The sequence below is a fragment of the Massilia sp. DJPM01 genome, from assembly GCF_030348125.1.
GTDB lineage: Bacteria > Pseudomonadota > Gammaproteobacteria > Burkholderiales > Burkholderiaceae_D > Telluria_A > Telluria_A frigida.
Genome location: NZ_JAQOZV010000014.1, coordinates 77,074 through 97,836 on the forward strand (window position 1 = coordinate 77,074; position 20,763 = coordinate 97,836).

12 protein-coding genes and 1 pseudogene are annotated in these 20,763 nt (G+C 61.3%); 7 read left to right on the forward strand and 6 right to left on the reverse strand.

Annotated features, from left to right (window positions below):
* Positions 1 to 2: 2 nt before the first annotated feature.
* The 3 genes from PO883_RS11635 to PO883_RS11645 are packed head-to-tail and all read right to left on the reverse strand — an operon-like array spanning position 3 to position 3,545.
* A complete protein-coding gene (locus PO883_RS11635) occupies positions 3 to 1,163 on the reverse strand; it encodes an acyl-protein synthase (RefSeq protein ID WP_289309904.1) in 1,161 nt (386 codons plus the stop codon).
* Positions 1,160 to 2,374: an MFS transporter gene (locus PO883_RS11640; RefSeq protein WP_289309905.1), complete on the reverse strand. Its 1,215-nt coding sequence runs from the start codon at positions 2,372 to 2,374 to the stop codon at positions 1,160 to 1,162. Before PO883_RS11640 ends, PO883_RS11635 begins: the two co-directional genes overlap by 4 nt.
* A 10-nt stretch (positions 2,375 to 2,384) precedes the next feature.
* Complete coding sequence (locus tag PO883_RS11645) at positions 2,385 to 3,545, reverse strand: GNAT family N-acetyltransferase (protein ID WP_289309906.1); 1,161 nt, start codon at positions 3,543 to 3,545, stop codon at positions 2,385 to 2,387.
* A 554-nt stretch (positions 3,546 to 4,099) separates the two neighbouring features.
* Here PO883_RS11645 and PO883_RS11650 point away from each other — a divergent pair.
* Positions 4,100 to 4,343, forward strand: a pseudogene (locus PO883_RS11650) (hypothetical protein); the annotation flags it as partial.
* An 873-nt stretch (positions 4,344 to 5,216) separates the two neighbouring features.
* On the opposite strand, the gene PO883_RS11655 reads toward PO883_RS11650, so the two are convergent.
* Entirely contained in the window at positions 5,217 to 5,774 is a 558-nt protein-coding gene (locus PO883_RS11655) for a hypothetical protein (protein ID WP_289309907.1), read from the reverse strand.
* A gap of 233 nt (positions 5,775 to 6,007) precedes the next feature.
* On the opposite strand from PO883_RS11655, the gene PO883_RS11660 reads away from it, so the two are divergent.
* The 4 genes from PO883_RS11660 (at position 6,008) to PO883_RS11675 (ending at position 10,936) form a co-directional block, all read left to right on the forward strand.
* Complete coding sequence (locus PO883_RS11660; protein ID WP_289309908.1) at positions 6,008 to 9,040, forward strand: beta-propeller domain-containing protein; 3,033 nt, start codon at positions 6,008 to 6,010, stop codon at positions 9,038 to 9,040.
* A gap of 121 nt (positions 9,041 to 9,161) precedes the next feature.
* Positions 9,162 to 9,422, forward strand: coding sequence for a hypothetical protein (locus PO883_RS11665; protein WP_289309909.1), 261 nt, complete (start codon positions 9,162 to 9,164; stop codon positions 9,420 to 9,422).
* Between the two features lie 355 nt (positions 9,423 to 9,777).
* Positions 9,778 to 10,353 (forward strand): SMI1/KNR4 family protein, encoded by a 576-nt coding sequence (locus PO883_RS11670; protein WP_289309910.1) that lies wholly within the window; start codon positions 9,778 to 9,780, stop codon positions 10,351 to 10,353.
* Between the two features lie 82 nt (positions 10,354 to 10,435).
* Positions 10,436 to 10,936, forward strand: a complete 501-nt coding sequence (locus tag PO883_RS11675; RefSeq protein WP_289309911.1) for a hypothetical protein — start codon at positions 10,436 to 10,438, stop codon at positions 10,934 to 10,936.
* A 119-nt stretch (positions 10,937 to 11,055) separates the two neighbouring features.
* Here the strand turns inward: PO883_RS11675 and PO883_RS11680 are convergent, their stop codons facing one another.
* Positions 11,056 to 11,526 (reverse strand): hypothetical protein, encoded by a 471-nt coding sequence (locus PO883_RS11680; protein WP_289309912.1) that lies wholly within the window; start codon positions 11,524 to 11,526, stop codon positions 11,056 to 11,058.
* Between the two features lie 92 nt (positions 11,527 to 11,618).
* Positions 11,619 to 12,881 (reverse strand): phosphatidylserine decarboxylase family protein, encoded by a 1,263-nt coding sequence (locus tag PO883_RS11685; RefSeq protein WP_289309913.1) that lies wholly within the window; start codon positions 12,879 to 12,881, stop codon positions 11,619 to 11,621.
* A 512-nt stretch (positions 12,882 to 13,393) separates the two neighbouring features.
* Here PO883_RS11685 and PO883_RS11690 point away from each other — a divergent pair.
* Both PO883_RS11690 and PO883_RS11695 read left to right on the forward strand, forming a co-directional pair.
* Positions 13,394 to 18,919 (forward strand): hypothetical protein, encoded by a 5,526-nt coding sequence (locus PO883_RS11690; protein WP_289309914.1) that lies wholly within the window; start codon positions 13,394 to 13,396, stop codon positions 18,917 to 18,919.
* Positions 18,919 to 20,745, forward strand: a complete 1,827-nt coding sequence (locus tag PO883_RS11695; RefSeq protein WP_289309915.1) for a YncE family protein — start codon at positions 18,919 to 18,921, stop codon at positions 20,743 to 20,745. The genes PO883_RS11690 and PO883_RS11695 overlap by 1 nt, the downstream gene beginning before the upstream one ends.
* Positions 20,746 to 20,763 lie beyond the last annotated feature (18 nt).

Genomic DNA, 20,763 nt, shown 5'->3' on the forward strand with positions numbered 1-20,763 from the left:
GATTACCGCCTCAACAGTTCAGCCGCCGCAATGGCGCAGCTTTTATTTTTACTTGTTCCAGCCCGTCCGTGAATGACGAAATACGGCCGCTCATTTCCGCAAGCACAGGATTCGCCGGGATACAGTGTCGCCATGTCGCCCATCAAGACACTCTGGGCAGGCACTGAGGTGATGTAGGGCGTGAGAAATTGCAGAAAGCCCGCTTCACCGAATTTCCTTGGTTTCAGGGTACGCACATCGCGGATGATCACCTGCGACCAGACGGGAACATGAAATTGGTGGTGTGCGCACTCCGCGTACGGGACGGCATGCTCGACCGAGCCGAAGCTGTCGCGGATACGCAGGTCGGGAATGCCAAGCTGCTCGTGAATGCGGGCGTACAGATCGTGTTTGGCGATCGCCTGGTCGGCATTGCCTTTCCATCCACCGCCGAGGAATACCAGCGAATCGGCGCAGAGTTTGAGCGGCGGCAAGCCCAGCTCGCGCATCCGCTTCAGTGTAAAAAACAGAAATGCCGGGAAACCGAAAATGCGTACTGGAAGACCTTCTGCGGCGTAGTGTTGCAGCTTTTCGATGCAACCAAAAACATCGAACTCGTGCGACGCGCCGCCCGTCGCCGTGGTTGGCGCGCCGGTCCTGCGCAAAGCATAAAATGCCGATGCAACGGGTGCATACTTGCACAGGAAATTGTCGGTGTGGGCCGTTCCCAGTTGCGAATCCGATGCGGTTTCATACGAATACAGCAGATAGTTGGTCTTGACATCCGGCGTGTTCCAGCCAAAGTGCTCGAAGACCGCGTCGATCATCTTTTGCCCGGCGCTCAATGACCATGCATCAAACGAGACTTGCGACTTTTGACCGGTGGTTCCGGAAGAAGTCAGGTGCAGCTTGATGTCATCGCGCGCAACCGAAAGAAGTTCGTGCGACTTGAAAAACGTCGCCGGAACAAAGGGGATGCTCGCCAGGTCATCGATCGAGGTCAGCGTGGCGGCATCAAATTGTTTCATTTCCAGCAATTTCCGATAAAATGGCGATTGCTCTTGGTGCCAGTTGATATTTTCCTTCATGGCATCGACAAACATCGATTCCTGCGCGGCGGAGGAAGCGAAGGGATGGCGTTGTTCGCAAACGCCCTGGACCGCGTGCATAGTCTTGATATTCATATTTCCCTAAATTCCCGATAAAATGCGGTGGCCAGTGATATCGTCAACAACCCGAGCGCGAGACATATCGTCATTTTTGTCAAATCGATTTTTTCAATCAAGCTTCCCACCATCAACATCGATATCGGCAAGGCGCCAATACTGATCGTATTGACCCAGCTCATGACCACGGGGACATCGGCTGGCGCGGGCCGCGATTGAAACAGCGTCAATAGCGACACATTGACGACGGCCAGTGCCAGCCCCAAGCCAGCCAGTGCCAGGCAAGCCAATACGGGATTGTGGTTCAAGCCAAAGAAAAGGTAGAGCAGGGACACGGCGCTCAAGCCGACGATCGCCCGCTTGCCCCTTTTGAGCGGAAATTCCGCGACCGAAAGCAACAAACTTCCCGCCACCATCCCCATGCCGATCGATACCTCGAAGGCGGCCAGCATGGCAAGATTGCCGGCGAATCGGGTCTGGACAAACAAGGGGAGCAAGGCCATCAAGGGTGTCAGCGCAAGATTCATCAGGAAAAATGCCGACAACATGAAGCGTATCAAGGGATCGGCAAACATCGACCGCCCGGGTATCGCTGGCGCCATGTCGGCATTCGCCGGCTCCGGGTCGACCGTTTCCGGATCAGCAGGATCGAGCCGGATTCCCCCTTCCAGCCCTGCCGCCAGCAAATAGCTAAGCCCATTCAATACAAGCAGACCCGACAAACCAAGCCAAGGATAGAGCAGGGCGGAAATCGCTGGCCCAACTACCGTCCCCAGGGAAAAGCAGGAATCGACCATGGCGGTCAACTGTGGGACCAATTCCTTTTTTGGCATGAGCCCGGGCAGCGTAAAGACAGCGATATTGAACAGCGCGCCAAGCAAATTTGAAACAAACGTCAGGATAAATAGCGTGGTCAGCGAATGGTGCTTGAAATAGGCGAGCCACAACAGTCCGACCAGCAAGAAGATGATGCCCCTTAATACGTCGGTGTGTATCAGTGTCCTCAGGACGCCGATTCTTTGCACCAGCTTGCCCCCACTGCTGGCCAGCAACAGATGGGGAAGCGCGCCTATCGCCAGGAACCACGGTATCATTTGTATGGATTGCTCCTGCGAAATAACCCAGACCAGGCCGAGGGTCATCATCTTGTCGCAGATTTGTGAAATGAATTGCCCGACGAAAAGCCGGGATGAATTCTGGTCCTTGAATACTGCCATTGAAAATTTCATGATAATCCTGTCACGCTGCGCACGCCGGTTCCGGCTCCAGCGAATTTTTTTTCCAGAGTTGCAGATACTGGTTCAAATATTCGTGATTAATGCCTTCCAGGCGGATATTTCTGAAATTCAGTATTTCATAAGATCGGCTGAATATGACGAAATCATAGCGCTGCGCGCCAATCAAATGCATGGCGGGGAAATAGGCGCAGGGAATGAAACCGGCTTGCATTGCGATTTCTATTTTCTCCGACTCATCGGCGCGAATAATGAATTCGATATAGCGCACACCCAGGTCTTGCAAGATTACCGATGCCTTTTCCACGATATCGGCGAATCCTGCATTGCACAAATCGTGAATGGCGATCAACACGCAATGTTTGTCCGTCTCTGAAAAATAACAGAAAACCTCCACGTCCTGATCGGCCGAGCTGATCAGCAGATTGGGTTCTTGAAACGGGAAAAAAGTATGGTGCTCTTGCGCCACCAGCGTGTTCTTGCCCTCGTCAAAACGGCGCTTGGTCAGGCGCGGTGCATGGATCAATTCGAGTTCCAGCGCGGAGCGTGCGCGCGAGAAATTTTCGGCGCTGGTATGGGGAATCCAATCGTCGGGAATCGCGGGCAAGCCGCATTCGCGCCGGACTATTTCAAAAAGGGGACGCAGGCGTGGATGCAGGGCAAAATCGGTAAAGCGCGAAGCGAACGCGCTTTTCGTAAATAATGCAGTAAGGCAATGCGTTTCATACCCACTGGTCTTGTGAACATTTGGGAAAATTCCCAGTTTTCGGTAGCCCAGATTCGCCGTCAATTTTTGCGGTGCCGAAGAAACCGTTCTGGTTGTGGCGTAGACGACTTCGACATGTGCGATGGCGCGCAATTGCGCATAGCCGAATTCCATCATCCTTTCCGTCAAATTCTGTCCGCGACAGTCATTTTCAATGACTGCGCCAAAGACTTTGGCAAACCCAGTGAGCGTGTGCTGATAGACAACGGAACCAACAATTCGGTCATCGATGGACGCCACAATCCAGTAATAGTCATCCCGCCCGAGCGCAGCGCGCAGTCGCGCCGTCTCCGACATCATTGGATCACTGTAATCACCTTGGTAGACGCTCTGGTAGAGGTCGACGATCTGAGCGGCATCTCGTGGAATGGCTTTTCTTAAGGTAATATCTTTTTTCATAATTGCTTTTTTTGACAGTGTATTATCTTATTGGAATGGCGCCGTTTTGTCGGCGTGCAAGTTAATCATGGCGCCGAATTCTATATAAGGCAATATTGAAAGTCAAGCAGGGAAATATAAAAGCTTGGTGACGACGAAGAAAATATGAGGCCGCTGCCAAATGATTAGTCGAGGTGGACAACGAGATCAAGCGGAAAATTGTCATCAATTTGTAACGCAAATGCAATAAGCATTAATTTTCCTCGGATCTGGTTTTTCTTGAAACAGCGAGAGCGACGCGTCGCCTCGCTCTGGCAAACCATTTGATACCTTGCCACCCGATAAACGCGGCGCTCTCGACATAATGTGACGCTTTCATGACCGACATGCAGCGCTTTGGGCGGCATGCTTTGGAGGCGAAGCGTTCAGCTGACAAGGCTCCTGCTGGCGTCGTCGCCGTCGTGTCAATGTTTTTACGTCGCGCAGGCGTCTTCGGCACGTCAAATAAATTTGCGAACGGCCGTACTAAATTGTGCCATTCTCGTATCGATCCACCCGGCGGCGGGCCAACGCCGCTGGGCACAGACCATTCATCCCATACCAGGAGAGACACATGCCAGACCGCCCGCACGGGCTTGGCCAAATCGTGGAAGGGCGCCTTCAACATGATCCCACGGCGCCACGCTGGGCGGCCATGTGCTGCGGGCGGCCATCGCGCGCGCCAACATCGAGCCGGGTGAAGTTGAGGATGTGCTGATCGGCTGCGCCAACCCGGAGGGCGCGACCGGCGCCAACATCGCGCGTCAGATCGCGCTGCGGCCAGCGCGTCACCTTCATCCCCGAAGTGAAGGCGGAAGATAGGCGATTCAAGCGCATGAACCACCGTATCGCGGCTGCCATTTTGCCGTCGCGCCACGAAACCGGCTCATGGCATGTCGCTGCGAACTGAAAACTTTCCGATGGCACAGAGACATCATGCGGCCGTGCTTGGACAACGTGTCAACACGTCAACCATATGGTCGCAACCCGGCCCTTGGTGGCGCACGTGTCCCGCATGAGCGCCGCTGACGGGTCTTGGCCCACGTCTTGCTGGCCCCACAACGGCGGCCCGCGGGGCCCAATGCCGTTTCGAGTGGAACTTGACGTCGGCTACTATGTGGCCTACTGCTGTGAATGCCTGATTCCCCCTGATTGTATGATGCAACGGGCCCGGAGCAGGGTCACGGGCGGGCGCAGCCCGGCGAAGCGAACCCTTGACGCTGTGCAGGGCCAAATCCGGAAGGGAGCTTGCGGCGGATAGTGCGGCCGGGCTGGCACTTTATCGAACAAGCTGCGTGGCCGGAGACAAGGTAGCCTGTCGCGACCTCGGGATGGTGTATGTGTCTGGCAAGAGCGTAGCCGCAAATCCGGCGCTGGGCGCGACATGACTCAAAAAGGCCTGCGACGAGGGCTCCGCGCAAGCATGCGGCGACCTCGCGCACCTGTACCACCGTGGGGCCGGCGTGTCCCAGGACAGTGCTGCCGCATGGACGCTCGACCAGGCCTCTTGCGATGGAGGGTACAAACAGGCATGCCAGATGGTCCGCTAGCCTGCGTGGTGTTTGCGCGCCGCGCGTTCCCGTCAGAAAAGCACTGTAATCGCCGCGTGCGGTAGGGCGATCGCGCGTTCGTCGCGAGATCGCCCTTGTCGCCTTACGCTAAATTCCACTCACTTCCCGTATTGCGCCGCCGAATCAGGCCGGCGTCTTGCGCAGGAATTTTGTAATTGAAATTGTATTTGTTTCTCGCGTAGACGGACCATTCCCAAGGCCAGCGGCCCTTGTTGCATGTCAGGCCCATATTGGTATAGCCCGATTTGCATTCCTTAAGGCAGGTATCGAAGGCTTGACCGTCGCCAGCGAGGCATTCAGACTGATAGCAGCCGGCATTGGCAACCCCGAACATGGCGCTCCCCGTGCAAGACGCCGCATGCTCGGCATCGACCGGCGAGCGCTGGGTTGGATGGGTGCTGATACCGTCCGGTCCCCAGGCCCAGCTCGCTGTCCGATCATCGTTGATCCAGGGCTCCTGATTGCCGTCAAGATCAACCAGATTGCGCCAGCTCTGCAAATAGTCGGCGGACGATGCCGGATTGCGGTAATCGCCAAATTGTGCGCACTCGGTCGGGCCCGGCGGACCAAAGGAATTGCTGTCGTGGTAGGAACCACGCGCGTATTTTCCTGAATAGACAACGGGGTGCGTGCCATTCATGGGGAAACCGCGCGGGCCGGAACAACGCCCGACGCCATCTGGGGTGCAGGGCGCGGCACGCGGGCCGGCAATCCGTGTGTAGTGGCCCCCATGCTGGTAGTAGCTGACAGCGGCAACTGCGCTGCGGTCCTCCGCGATTGAACTTGTACAATTCCACGACAGATTGATTGTATTTATTCGCCATAATGTCCTGCCAGTATTTATTTTCTCCAAATACCCAACAGGACAATGCCATGCAACGACTATCCAGTAAGCACCTGTCTGCCGGACTGACACTCTGCCTCGCGCTGTTCTTGAGCGCGTGCGGCGGCAGCAGCGCTCCCCAGCCAACGCCGGAACCGGTCCCGCCTCCTTCCGCAGTGTTGAGCGGGCGCACCAGTTTCGTTTCGGCCGACAGCGGCGCCAACCAGTCCACCCTCGGCCTGGACGGCACGCTCAAGCCGACCGTCGCCGACTCCGCTGTCCCGCCCGCCGCCACGCCCGTCGCCGCTGCGCCCACCCGCACCGTGCAGGAGGGCGACATTTTCCGCATGCTGGAGAACGGCAAATCCATTCTTAGCCTGAACCGCTTCCGAGGCCTGCAGATCATCGATATCAGCAACACGGCGAGTCCGCGCGTTGTGGGCCGTGCCGCCATCAATGGCGAGCCGGTGGAAATGTACCGGGTGGGCAACCGCGTGTACATCTTGCTCAATAACTGGACCGAGTACAAGCGCATCGCCAAGGGCGGTGCCGAATCGCTCGATCAGTTCAGCGGCGGCGCCGTGATCACGGTCGATATTGCCGATCTGGCGGCTCCGAAAATTATGGCCACGGCGCGCGTGCCTGGCAACATTGACACCTCGCGCCTGACCAGCGGCGCCGGCAAGAATGCCTTGTACGTCACTGCCAGCGACTACACCGCCTCGGTGATGCCGATGGATGTCATGCCTGCTACGTCATCCTTGTATTACCCGGCAGTGAGCAAGACCCACGTCCTGAGCTACCGCATCAACGAACAGGGTCAGCTGATCAGCAAATCGACCCTGCAGCTGGGCGGCAATGTGCAGGCGGTCCAAGCCTCGGGCGATCGCCTGATGGTGGCGCGCGCGGCCGACGACCTGGGGCGCCAGAGCGGCTCGCGGGTGGCGCTGATCGATATCTCCAGCCCGGATGGCGTGATGGTCCAGGGCGCCGATGTGGGCGTCAGCGGCCTGGTGCAGAAGAAGACCAATATGCACATGCACGGCGACGTGCTGCGCGTCGTGTCCGGCAACTGGTGGTCCTCCGGCGCCAATGTGAATCATGTCGAAACCTTCAATATGGCCGACATCGGGCGCCCGAAGCCCATCGACCACGACACCTTCGGCGCCGGCCAGCAGTTGTTCGGCACCTCCTTCTTCGCCGACAAGGCGTTCTTCGTGACCTATTTGCGCAAAGACCCGTTCCACGCGTTTTCGATCACGCCTGACGGTACCATGAAGGAAGAGAGCGAGTTTATCGTCTCTGGCTGGAACGATTTCTTCATGCCGGTGCACAACCAGACGCGCTTGATCGGGGTGGGCCACAACGACGAGAATGACCGGCGCAGCCTGGCCATCAGCCTGTACGACGTGACCGACCTGAAGAACACCAAGCCGCTGCTGATGCGCGCCGACGTCGATCTGGCCAACAGCTGGTCCCAGGCCAACTGGGATGACCGCGCATTCACCGTGCTGGAAAACGCCGCGAACGCCATCGCTCCCGATGGCAAGACGCGCGAAACCGGTCTGATTTTGCTGCCCTTTGCCGGCTTCAATGCCAACACCCGGGAAAACAGCGCCGGCGTACAGATCTTCACCTTCTCCGCCAGCACCGTCACCCGGCGCGGCATCATGAAACAGGACACGGAAGTGCGGCGCAGTTTCATGGGCGATACGGCCAATGACCTGGCGGCCAACCTGTCCGACAGCGAGCTGTCCCTGTTCAGCATCGTCAATGCCGACTCGCCGCAAGTCAAGGGCCGCCTGCCCCTGGCGCCGAACTATGGTCAGTTCGTGCTGTTCAAGAATGTCAACGTGCGTTATCACGTCAACGACAATCAGTGGTGGTCAAGCACTGCGGCCCGCACCGATCAGGTGGAACTGGTACCGCTGGCCGATCCGGATGGCGCCGCGCCCTTGTCCAGCATCACGGTACCGAGCAACGCCAAGCTCTACAACGTGGCCGAGAAGCTGGTCGTCGTGTCCAGCGCCGGCGGAAACGATGGCACCGTGAACACCACCATCACCACCTATGACCTGGCCGATGCCGCCAAACCGGTGCGGCTCGGTTCGCTCACCACCACAGAGCTGGCGCAGACCAACATCTATCCGATGATGGGTAACACCATCTGCCCCATGATCGGGCCGTGCGGTGGCTGGTACGGCACGCCCGATGCCACCGTGGTGGGCAATGCCCTGGTATTTGCCACCCAGGTAACACCGATCCTGTTGCGCGGACCGCAGCCTGCTGCCGCTCTGGCCATGAGTTCGCTGCCTTACGGATATTATTCCTCCAGCTACACGCTGCACGTGCTCGACTTGAGCAAGCCTGCGCAACCTGTGCTGCTGCCAAAAATCGCCATGGCCGAGAATGAACAGGCCGTCGGCCTGGTCAAGAGCGGCAACGCGGTGTGGGTCAATTACAAGCAAGCCGAGGCAGTTACGAGCAGCGGCCAGGCGCAGGCGAAATACTTCGTCAAGGCGCTCGACGTATCGAACGCCAGCGCCCCCAAACTGGGCAGTGCCATCAACGTGCCGGGTCGGGTGATGGCCGTCGTTGGCGACGTCATGTATACAGTGGACGAGTCCTGGGGCGACAAGACCGTGACAAACTCGGTCAATATGCTGATTGTGCGTGCCAATCTGGCATATCTGCAAGCATCCCTGGCGCTGGGAGGGCAGTACGCGCGCGACCTGAGCATCGAGGGCAAGAACCTGGTGCTGGCCCTTGCCGAGAATGGGACCGGCAAGAACGCGCTGGCGGTCATCGAGGTGGGCAGCCAGTCGCTGACCCGCAAAGCCACGCTCGATGTGCCCTTCTACCCGATGCTGCATGATGCCGGTCCGGGCAAGGTGCTGGTACAGGCCGGCTATGGTTTCCTGCTGTATGACGTGAGTACCGCGGCCCCGTTCGCCCAGGCATTTTTCCCGACCGCCAACTGGGGCGGTCAGGTCAGCGTACTCGGCAAAGACATGTATGTGCCCGCGAACGCCTACGGCATCTATCAGTTCAACCTCGATACGGTCAATTTGAGCAAGCCGTAAGGCAAGCAGGCGGCGCCCACGCACCGCGTCAAGCAGCACCCTTCACGGTTCTGTCGCATTGTTGGACGAACGACGGAATTTCCCGGCGTCCCGCATCCTGCCGCTGCCGAGGAGGAAAGACATGATGAGCCAAGAAAATAAATTGCATCGTGCTGCGGCGTGGTTCGACAAAGCGGTCGCCTCATTGCCGCCAGCATACAAGGGACTGCTGGCCGGCGCTGCGTTCTCGGCGCTAAACGATCACGGGGCCCGCGAAAGCCCTTTTTTCGCGCTTGGGGATGAAATCAAACGTGTCACCACGCAGAGCAAAGATGTTCGGAAACCCTTCAAGGGCTCTTTGGATAAATTCGCCTCAATTCCGCGAGTATCCATTTCCCGGTAGCGAATTTTTGCGAGGCTGCGTCATGTGGAAGAGTAACGCCATTCCTTGTCACTCGCGCCATCGATTACTTGAATGGGGGCGAAAGGGAAGGGTAGGTACAGCGCCGGGGGCGATCTTGCCAATGTAGCTGAGCCCCGCTGGCCACATCAAATTCCCCCGGACAGGAGCAGCGCGCTTGTCAGTTCATCGCCATGCCCGGTGCGGCAATGTGTCACGCGAGCGTGCATGTTTTCTATCGTTGACAAGCTTGTTCGGGCTGGACCGAGACGGATTCCACCGCGTTTGGGCAGCATGGTAAAATTTCCAGCAGAATCGGTATGATGCCGATAGAAGGTTCGCACCCAGGAGATAGAACATGGCAAGTGTAGAGCATGCGTTCGGAGAAGCGCGGAGTGCTGTAGAAGCGCTGCATCCCGACTTGTCGAAGCGATTGAGCGAGCCGGCAAGCGAGGCGCAAATAGATTCATTTGAGCAGGAAACTGGCATTCGGCTTCCCGATCCCGTTCGTCTGCTGTATCGCCAAGCGAATGGTTGCAACCAAGGCGACGGAATTTTTGGTGGTTGGGAATGGATAGCAATCGAGTTCGTCGGCGACCATGTGGCAGAACTACAGACTTCTCTCGAATCGGACCGCCCCGACGAAGCCGAAGCAATGACACTCCTTCCCTTGTTCCACTCCAACGGAGACTATCTCTGCATTCGCCACAACGAAGACGCCGGCAAGCTTTACTATGTTCCTCACGACGAACCGACGGTCGAGCCTGTTTTCGAGACTCTTGCGGAGTTCTTCGTGCAATTCGTCGCTCGTATCGCTACTGGCGAATTGGTTTTTAAGCAATTTTCCACGCGCCATGGCAACTATTTTTCGGTGAGTCCACCCAACCGGGAGTATCGGCCACCCGACTTCGAGCTCCTTGCTTCTGCGGGATAACGATACGCTCAAGCGGACCGTGCATTGTTAACCTGTTTGTCACGCCGGCTTATGCTGACTTTCTTTCGTCCCGGATACTTCCTTGACCTCGCCTTACCGTGCTCCAGCTTCCACGTTCACCAACGAGGCGATAACCCCGGGTACCCTGCGTTGGCGCGGCGCGCTCTATTTTGCTTTCATCCCGACCTTGCTCATGATTTTCATGCAAGGCAGTGTTCTGTATAGCGAGAGCCGCTACGGCACGATCTTCTGGCACCTGAAAATGGCTGAACCTTTGCTGTTTTGCGCGCCATTTTGCTTGCTTGTGGCCGCGACCGGGTATGCCGTCGCGATCAGATGTTTAAGCGGAACCATCGGACGCGCCCTGGTGGTCGGAAGCGTTGCGGGCGTGGGCTGGGCGCTTGTTACGATCAGCGTCGGAAATACGATCGCACAGTTGAATGGCGCCACGCCAATGACGTTTGACCGGAGCATTAAAATGCTGATCGTGATTCCCGCCATCTTCGTACCGCTGGCAGTGGTACTGTGTATGTTCACGCGCTGGCGGGGAGTGCGGCTCGGGTTCGCCAGGTCGCAAGGTTGATCCGAAGCGCATTCCTTAATTTTGCGTTTTGTGATTAACGATATAAATGGTTTGCATCGTTAATTGATCTGATGGTTTTTCTCGTCACCTGGAGCTGTTGATTCGGTCAGCTACACCACTCATTGCGATCCTTTTGTCAGATCAGCCATGTAACCTTCAAACTCAGGCTGGTCGGCCGAAACGTAGAGCGATCCATAACGCGGCAATGCATAGGTAGAGCCGCTGCCGTTTAGCATCAACAGATAAGTCTTCCCCTCCTCCAATGAAATTGGGCAGCGCGCATAGGCTTCCTCGTTGGAGGTGGTCGCCCCGCGAATGACTTCCCCAGCCCGCCTGGGTCCCTTGATCGTGCGCATGACCATTCCTTCAAAGCTGAAAGGGGTGGCGTATTGGCTTTGTCCGGATGTCCCTGCATTGGTCAGTCGACTCACTCGAACGACATAGGCGTGCGCATAGCCATGCAGCTCTGCGACGGGGAATGTCGCCGGATACATTCTATCTTTGCATGCTCGTGCAATTGAAGGAAATAGAAATGCCGCCACCAATGACAGCGAAATGAGCGAGAGGAATGGACGTGGTCCAGTAGGCATGTTCTCTCCACAGGTCAAGCCATCGATTGGCGCGCGGTCGTTTGCTAGCGGGACCAACATGCGCCGGACCCGCCGCCGATTGCTATCGGCCGCTATTTGACGCGTGCAATCTGGGAATTGATCGGAATACTTGTCGAATTCAGGCCGGGGCGGTTGCCGTCCAGGTTGAAGTCGAGCTCAACGCCGGGACGGAAAATCAGGCAATGGGTCGAGCCGCCGAAGTGGAACATGCCCAGTTGCTGGCCCTTGCGCACCTGCTGCCCTTCGTACACGGTGATCTGGCAGGTTGATACCTCGGCCATGCCGACCGCCATGAAGCACATCAGGCCGATGGCCGGGTTGTCCGCTTCGATGAACACCAGTGCCCGCGTGGCCACTTCGGTAATGTAGGCCTGCGAATCGTTCGGGCCCGAGTCATCCTCGCCCTCGGCCGGCGTTTCCGAATAATAGGTGCCGTTGACCACGACCGCCTTGACGATGCGCCCATTCACCGGGCTGTGCCAGCGGTGGTAGCTCAGTGCGTCCAGGAAGGCCTGGTAGACCGTGCCGCCGTCGAACTGGGCGACCCGGCTATCGCCATCGAGCATATGGGTCAGCGAATACGGCTGGGCCTTGATCCAGAAGCGGTCGATCTGCCTGACGCCGCAGGCAAGCCGGTACGGCGCCGATTCGCAGGCGTTGCTGATGACGCTATCGTCGTCGGGCGCGGCGACCGGGCGCTGGCCCTCGCGAAATTGACGGGTGAAGAAGTCATCCCAGGACGTGAAGCCATAATACGGCGCGCTCGGATCGCACACGAAGTGCTCGGCGAAATCGGGCATCGCGGCCATCGCGGCGGTGCCGAGCCAGCCGGTGCACGGATCGTCATTGAGGATGTAGCGCGAATCGGCCGAGCCCAGGAAGCGCGCCCATTCGTTGAGGACGCGCTTGAATTGCCGGTTGACCTTCTCGTTCAGGAAGGCGGCAAAGCCGCCCGGCGTGTCCATCGACCAGTCCAGGATGGCGTTGATCGGAAAGCCCACCAGGCCGCTCGTGTTGAATTCCGGGGCCTCGGTGAGGATCGCATTGATCATCTGCAACATCACATGGTAGGAGCGCACTTGCGGGCCACCGGCCGGGTTGTGGCGAAAGCGCTTGGAGTGCGGCACCTCACTGAGCATCTGGTGAAACAGCATGTAGATGGTGGCGTCGCCTTCGATCAGCTGCTTGAATTCTTCCATGATGGGCAACAGCGGGACCGGATTGGCCGTGGCCTGCGCCAGGCGCTTGCCGATCCAGGCGTCGAGAATGCGCTGGTCCGAAGGCAGCCATTGGCCGACACGGTAGGGATGGGATGGTGCGGTTGATGCGGACATCTTCATTCTCCTCAAGTGGTCGAACGAGCGGCGCCGGCGCTACCGGGAAGCCGGTTTCGCTGCGCAACCGGGACGGTGGAGCCAAGACGGGATCGATGCGAGACGCGCATCGCGGGGGTGAAAACGTGTGAGATGCAGCTAGCAATATATACCCAAAAAACGCGGTTGAAATCACAAATGGCCGGCTCTCTCTTATTTTTTTGATAGCGTTGTTTTGCGCACTCTGTTGTCAAGAATGACTTGCCACGGCCGCGGAACTGCCGCATTCTCGATTTCGCCATTTGTAAATTATCTTGCATAAATCAACAAAATCGCCTTGATCGGAAGCAAGTTTTTTCCTTCGGTTGCCGTGTGCGCGCCCGCGCATCCGGGGGTAGTTGTCCGGGCTGGACGGTTGTTGATGTTGTCTGATAGGTAGCAAAAACATCGTTGCCGGCCTGCCTGGGCGCCATCTCGCCAAGTAGCGCTGCGCAACGTTCGCGCTGGGATGACATCGCCAAAAGGAGCGTCTCGTGGGCAAATTGAGCAACTTCGGCACTATCTGGGCAGTCGGTCTGTCGGTGGCGTGCGCGGCCCAGGCGGCGCCCGCTTCCTGTCCCCGCACCGTGACGGCAGCGGTCGTGGCGATCGATCAGCCGATGATGATCAACCGCTTGGGTGCCGCCCGCCCCGGCGGCATGATCTACGCCTTGCGCAGCGATGTCGTCGTCAAGGATGCCAGCGCCGGGCTGGTTCCCGGCAACGTGATGTTGCGTAAAGACAAGCGTCCACGGCCGATTGTATTGCGCGTCAATGCAGGCGATTGCCTCACCATCGAATTTGACAATTTGCTGATGGGTGCGGCGCACGATCTGCAGCCATCGACCCGCGCGGCCTCGATCCACGTTGCTGGCTTACAAGCCGTCAAGGGCATCGGCGATGACGGAATCAATGCCGGCCAAAATCCGAACCCGGCGGATGGCGGCGCGCTGGTCGCACCGGGACATCGCACGACTTACCATCTGTACGCGCCGGAAGAGGGCTCGTTCCTGCTCTACAGCACTGCCGGGGATTTCAACGGTTTCGGCACCGACCAGCTGACCATGGGCTTGTTCGGGGCGGTCAATGTCCAACCGAAGAACGCCGAATGGTACCGCAGCCAGGTCAGCGAAGAGGATATGCGCCTGGCCACCAAGGGCCACGCGCCCAACAGCAAGCTGCCGATCATCAATTACGACGCGCTGTATCCGGCCGGCCATCCACGCGCCGGCACGCCCGTGCTGAAGATGCTCGACAGTAAAAACCGGCTCGTGCACAGCGACTTGACGGCGGTGATCACCGGACCGAAGCACGGGCGCTTCTTCCCGCCGCCGGCCGGCGCGCCGGCTAATCCGGCCCTGCCGGACCAGGGCGCGCCCTACCGCGAAGTGACGGTCCATTACCACGAGTCGCAAGATGTGGTGCAGGCCTTCCCCTGGTTCTCGCAAACGAAGAACCTCTCGAGCACGACGCTCAACGCCGGCGCCGACAGTTTCGCGATCAACTACGGCGCGGCCGGCATTGCGGCCGAAATCCTGGCCAACCGCATGAAGCTCGGCCCGGGCGCCGATTGCGACGAATGCAAATTCGAGGAGTTCTTCCTCTCGTCGTGGGTGGGCGGCGATCCCTCGATGGTGGTCGATGTGCCGGCCAACAGTCCGTGCACCACCGGGCAGCTGGAAGAGTACGCAAAAACCTTGCCCAACTCGTTGAAGCCGCCGTGCGAGCCAGGCAAACCGGCCGCAGCCCGTGCCAGCAAAGCCTATTTCCCGGACGATCCGTCGAACGTGTATCACAGCTACCTGGGCGACCGCGCGCGCTTTCGCATCCTGCACGCGGGCGCCGCCGTGCACCACGTGCACCATCACCACGCCCACCAGTGGCTGCAAAGCGCGGGCAGCGACGTCAGCGCCTACCTGGACAGCCAGGCCATCGGACCGGGGGCGTCGTTCACACTGGACCTGGTCTACGACGGCAGCGGCAACCGCAACCTGACTGCCGGCGACTCGATCTTCCATTGCCACTTCTATCCCCATTTCGCCTCCGGCATGTGGGCCTTGTTCCGGGTCCACGACGTGTTCGAGGCGGGCACGCCGCTGAGCGACGGGCGCCCGACCCCGGGGGCGCGCGCCTTGCCGGACCCGGAAATCCTGCGCGGCACCCCGATTCCGGCCGTGCTGCCCTTGCCAACCCGGCCGATGGCGCCGTGGCCGGCCCCGGTCGAGATCCGCAATGGCCAGGTGAAACTGGGTGAAGGCGGCGGCAACCCCGGCTACCCGTTTTTCGTGCCCGGCCGCGCGGGCCACCGCCCACCCCATCCGCCAATGGACTTCGCGGTCGACGGCAAGGAAGTGCTCGACGGCGGCTTGCCGCGCCACCTGATTACCCAGGCCAAGGTGAAGCATGAAGCGCACACCACCCTCGATTTCAGCAAGGACCTGGGCTGGACCCAGGCCGTCGAGTTGCCCGAGGATGGTACGCCGGCGGAGCAGGCCGCGATGGCGGCCCATGCGCAAAAAACCATCGCCACCTTCCTGCCGGACGGCACGGCCGGGCGCTTCAAGATGAATGGCTTGCCGCCGGCGCCGGGCGCGCCGTTCGCCAACCCCGGCCTCGGCGTGGATGGCAAGGTTCGCCACTACCGCGGCGCCAGCTTGCAGGTCGATGCCGTGTTCAACAAGAAGGGCTGGCACTACCCGCAACAGCGCATGATGGCCTTGTGGGGCGACGTGAAGGATATCCTGAGCGGCGAAAAACCGCCCGAGCCGCTGTTCTTCCGCGCCCACAGCGACGACGTCGTCGAATACTGGCACACCAATCTGGTGCCGGCCTACTACGAGCTGGACGATTTCCAGGTGCGCACCCCGACCGACATCATCGGCCAGCATATCCACCTGGTCAAATTCGACGTGCTGGCCTCCGATGGCGCGGCCAACGGCTTTAACTATGAAGACGGCACCTTCAGCCCGGAAGAGGTGCGCGACAGGATCGATGGCATCAACACGGCCGGCGGACTGCTGCCGTACGGCGGCGGCAAACCGCGCTTGCTGCGCTCCAAGGCGATCGCCGCGCTGGGCTGCGGTCCGCGCGCCGCCGCCGACGCCAGGCCCGACTGCGGCAATGTGCCGCCAGCCCAGCGTCAATGGCTGGGAGCCCAGGCCACCGTGCAACGCTGGTGGGTCGATCCCTTGCTCGACCGCAGCGGCAACGACCGCACCTTCATGACCGTCTTCACGCACGACCATTTCGGACCGTCGACCCACCAGATGACCGGCCTGTACGGCGGCCTGCTGATCGAACCGGCCGGCTCGACCTGGACCATGCTGGACGGCAGTCCGATGAATAGCGCACCCGGCGGACCGGGCCGGCGCGCCGACGGCGGACCAACCAGCTATGCGGCCAACATCCTGCCCAAGGGCGGGCAGCGCGCCTACCGCGAATTCGCGCTGGCCTGGGGCGACTTGCAACTGGCGTACGGGCCGGGCAGCCGCGCCCAGCCCGATTGCTACCCGGGTCAGCTTGCGGCATTTTCCCAATGCAAGCCCTTGGCGCCAGGCGCCGAATACCGCGGCTGGGCCGACACGGTGCATGCGATAAATTGTCCGGGCTGCCCGCCCGCCGGCCAGCCCGCCAGCCCGCCAGCGAGCCCGAAGCCGTTTCTGATCAGCGACTTCGGCCCTGGCATCGTGTCGATGAATTACCGGGGCGAGCCGCTGCCGCACCGCGTGGCCCCGTCGCCCGTCACGCCCATCACGGGTGGGGTGGAAACCGATCTGGCCCATGTGTTCCGCTCGATCCCGCGCAGTGATGCCGCGATGAGCAGCCAACCGGTTGGCGGCGCCAGGATCGATCCCGCGTGCACGGGCGACTGCTTGAGATTCCCGCGCCGGCCGATCAGTGCCGGCATGAACCCGGCCGATCCGTATACGCCGTTGTTGCGCGCCTACGAGGACGACCCGGTCCAGATCCGCATGCTGGTCGGGTCGCACACGTCGATGCACGACTTCACCATGCATGGCCTGAAATGGCAGCATGCGCCGTTCGATCCGAATTCCGGGTTTCGCAACAGCCAGTTCATGATCTTGTCCGAGCACTTCGAAGCCTTGTTCACCGTGCCGCGCACTGCGGGCGAGCATGGCGCCGATTATTTGTACAATCCGAGTGCCTCCTATGAAGGCTTGACCAACGGCGCCTGGGGCTTGTTGCGCGCCTACCGCAAGGCGACGCCGGACCTGGCGCCATTGCCGGGCAACTTGATCCCGCCGCCGGCGCTGGCCACCACGCTGCCGCGCGATCTCAAGGACGATTGCAGCCTGGGCCTGCCTTGCCTGCGCCAGTTCAATGTCTCGGCGCTGACGGTCAAGCAGCTGCTCGGCGAGAAGGGCACGCTTGCCTACAACGAGCGCGGCATCAATGTCGGACCAAACACCTACGATAGCAGCCATCCGCTGAACGATCCCAACGCCATCGTCTATGTGCGCGACGAGGATCTTGTCGACGGCGGGCGCCTGCGCCCGGGCGTGGCGCTCGAACCGCTGGTGTTGCGCGCTGCCGCCGGCGACTGGATCAAGGTCCGCCTGAGCAATCGCGTCAATGGCGATGACAGTGTGTTTAAAAAGAAAGAATCGGCGAGCCGGCCGGACGGCACCACCGCCTATTCGGCTGGCTATGCCGACATTATGATGAGCACCTCCTCCAGCGTGGGCCTGCATCCGCAACTGCTGGCCTTTGACGTTACCTCGTCGAACGGCGCCAACGTGGGCAACAACCCGGTGCAGACGGTGCCGCCGCGGGACCCGGCGTGCAGCGGTTGCGCCGTGCCTTTCCGCGACTATCTTTGGTACGCCGGCACCCTCGAACGCGGTGCCGACGGCGATCTGCGCGCAACGCCGGTCGAATTTGGCGCCGTCAATCTGCAGCCGGCCGACCCCTTGATGCAGGCCTACCGCGGCCTGTTCGGCGCGATCGTCATCGAGCCGAAGGGCGCGACCTGGGTGGAAGACCCTGGCACGCGCACCTCGGCCACCGTGTTCGCCGCCGACGGTGGCGTGTTCCGCGATTTCACGCTGATGTTCCAGAACGATATCTCGATGGAACTCAATGGTAATCCGCTGTACGACGCGGGCATGCCGATGTCGGCCTTCAATTACCGCAGCGAACCGTTTTTCTATCGCTACGGGGTGAATGCCGCAGCCGGGTTAAAAGCCGGCACGGCGCCACCCGCTTCGTGGTATGCCTTGCTAGCGAGCGATTTGGGAAATCTGAGCAGCATCTCGTATTCGGCATTCGACACCAGCGGCGCCATCTCGAACGCGCTGACGGGAGGCGATCCGGTGACACCGGTATTCCGGGCTCCGGCCGGCATGCCGGTCCGTTTTCGGGTGTTGCACGCGCCCGGGATCGGCGACAACCAGCAAGTGTTCGAGTTGAGCGGACACCAGTGGCAGGAGCAGCCGTATCTCGACCGCTCGACCAGGATCGGCCACAACCCGCAGTCGGCCGTGACCGGTGCCACGACCGGGGTTGGTCCGACCTCGCACTTCGATATCGTCATTCCCCAGGCCGGCGGGCACTTCAAGACGGCGGGCGATTATGTGTACCGCAGCGCCACCGCCGCCCAGTACCAGGCGGGATTGTGGGGCTTGTTCCGGGTCGCGCCGGGCGCCGCCGGCGCCATCCTGCCCGACACCATCGCGATCGATGCCGTCCGGCCGAGCGGGGCCGGCTACCAGATCAGCGGAACGGTCACGGTGCGCCCGGCTGCCGCGCCGGGCGAACGGGTACGCACCAGCAGCCTGACCTTGAGCGACACGAACGGCTGGCAGGCCAGCGTGCCGGTCGATTCTCAAGGGCGCTGGACTTACAGCGCCAGCGCCGCGCTGCCCGACACCGTGCTGGTGGCCTCGCCTTTCGGCGGCCAGGCCCGTTATGGGGCCGCGCCAGTCGCATCCACCCCGCCGTTGACGCGGGCCGCGGCCGCGTTGCGCTCGTCGCCGCGCCGTCGCGGCGCGCTGAAATAATGGGACGCCGCGCAATGCTGCTGGCGGCCGGCTGCCTGCTGTCGGGCGCACTGCTGGCCCAGCCGGTGCCGCTGGGCCAGATCGAGCACGAGGGCGTGCGTGTGCAACTGAGCGCGTCGGGCGCCTTGCGCGACGGCGCCGATGTCGGCTTCACCTTGCGCCTGCTCGATAGCCAGGGAGCGCCGCTGCGCGGTGCGCGGCCGGCCGCGTGGCTGGACCGGCAGCGCCCGGGCAGCGCCGGCGACGTCGGCGAGTGCCGGCGCAAAGCTTCGCACTTCGTCGGCGGCAACTGGTTCGACACCCCGGCGCTCGACCTGAACGCCTATTACGTGCTGGCCCTGAATGCGGAGCCATCGATTTCGGTGATCAATCCGCTCAACGGCTTTGGCGGCTCGAAGTTGCTGGCACTGGTCGAGTTGAAGGCGCCCGGGGCCGACTGGCTGCAAGAGGGCGAGCGCGTACTGGTCTCGATGCCGGAAGCTGGCGCGGTGGCGCTGGTCGATACGCGCAGCTGGATAGTGCTCGCCAACACGCAGGTCGGCGCGCAGCCGGCGCGCCTGGCGCGCCAGCCCGGCCGCAGGGGCCGTGTCTGGGTCGCCACTGCCAGCGGCGTCGCCGTGCTGGGCAGCGCCGACGGCACGCTGGCCGCGCGCATCGACACCGGGGCAGGGCCGCACGAGATTGCCTTCAGCGACGATGGCGCGGTCGCCTTCGTCAGCAATCGGGGCGCCGGCAGCGTGACCGTGATCGATGCCTTGGCGCTGCGCCAGCGCGCCGTGGTCGCGACCGGACCGGCGCCGGTGGCGCTGGCCTGGTCGGGCGCTGCGCGGCTGGTCTATGTGGCCGATAGCGGCGACGGCAGCATCGTCGCCATCGACAGCGGCGGGCGCGTGGCGGCACGCCTGGCCGGCGCGCCCGGCGTGAACGAACTCGGTTTCGTTCCCGGGGGCCGGCTGGGACTGGTTCTCAACGGCCTTACCGGCGAACTGCAAGTGCTCGACACCGCCAGCAACCAGATCGTCCAGAGCGCCCAGATCGGCAAGGGCCCGGACCAGCTGGCTTTTTCCGGGCGCATGGCATACATCCACCGCCAGGGCGGGCCCGAGGTTCACATGGTCGCGCTCGACGGCCTGGGGCGCAGCGGCGAAGCGATCAAGGTAGCCAGTTTCGCCGGCGGCCAGCTGGCGCCCGGCCAGCGCAGCAGCCTGGCCGGCGTGATGGCGGCGGCGCCCAACGGCGACGCCATGTTGCTGGCCAATCCGGCCGACCGCAGCATCTACTATTACAAGGAAGGCATGGCCGCGCCGCTCGGCGCGTTCCGCAATTACGGCCGCACGCCGCGCGCGCTGATGGTGGTCGATCGCAGCCTGCAAGAGCGCGACCCCGGACAGTACCGGGTCGACACCCGGCTGCCGCCAGCCGGCGCCTACCAGCTGGTGATGTACCTGGACCAGCCGCGCGTGCTGCACTGTTTCGCGCTCGATATCGCCGCTGCGGACGGGGTCCGGCCGGCGCGCCAGCTGGCGGTGGCGCTCGAACCAGGGCAGGGCGCGCTGACCGCGGGCCGCGCGCAGCGCCTGCGGCTGCGCGTGCATGGCGCAGGCGAGCCGGCCAGGCTGGCGCCGGCGGGCGACCTCGAGGTGCTCATTTTCGATGCGTCCGGCATCTCGCAAACACGTTTGCTGGCCAGCGCCCAGGGCAACGGCGCCTACAGCGTCGACTTCGCCGCGCCCGCGCCGGGCCTGTACTTCATGCATTTCCAGGCCCCCTCGCTGGGCCTGCGCTGGGCCGATCCGGCCCGGCTGGTCTTGACTGCCATCGAATGAACCAACCACCACAACCGA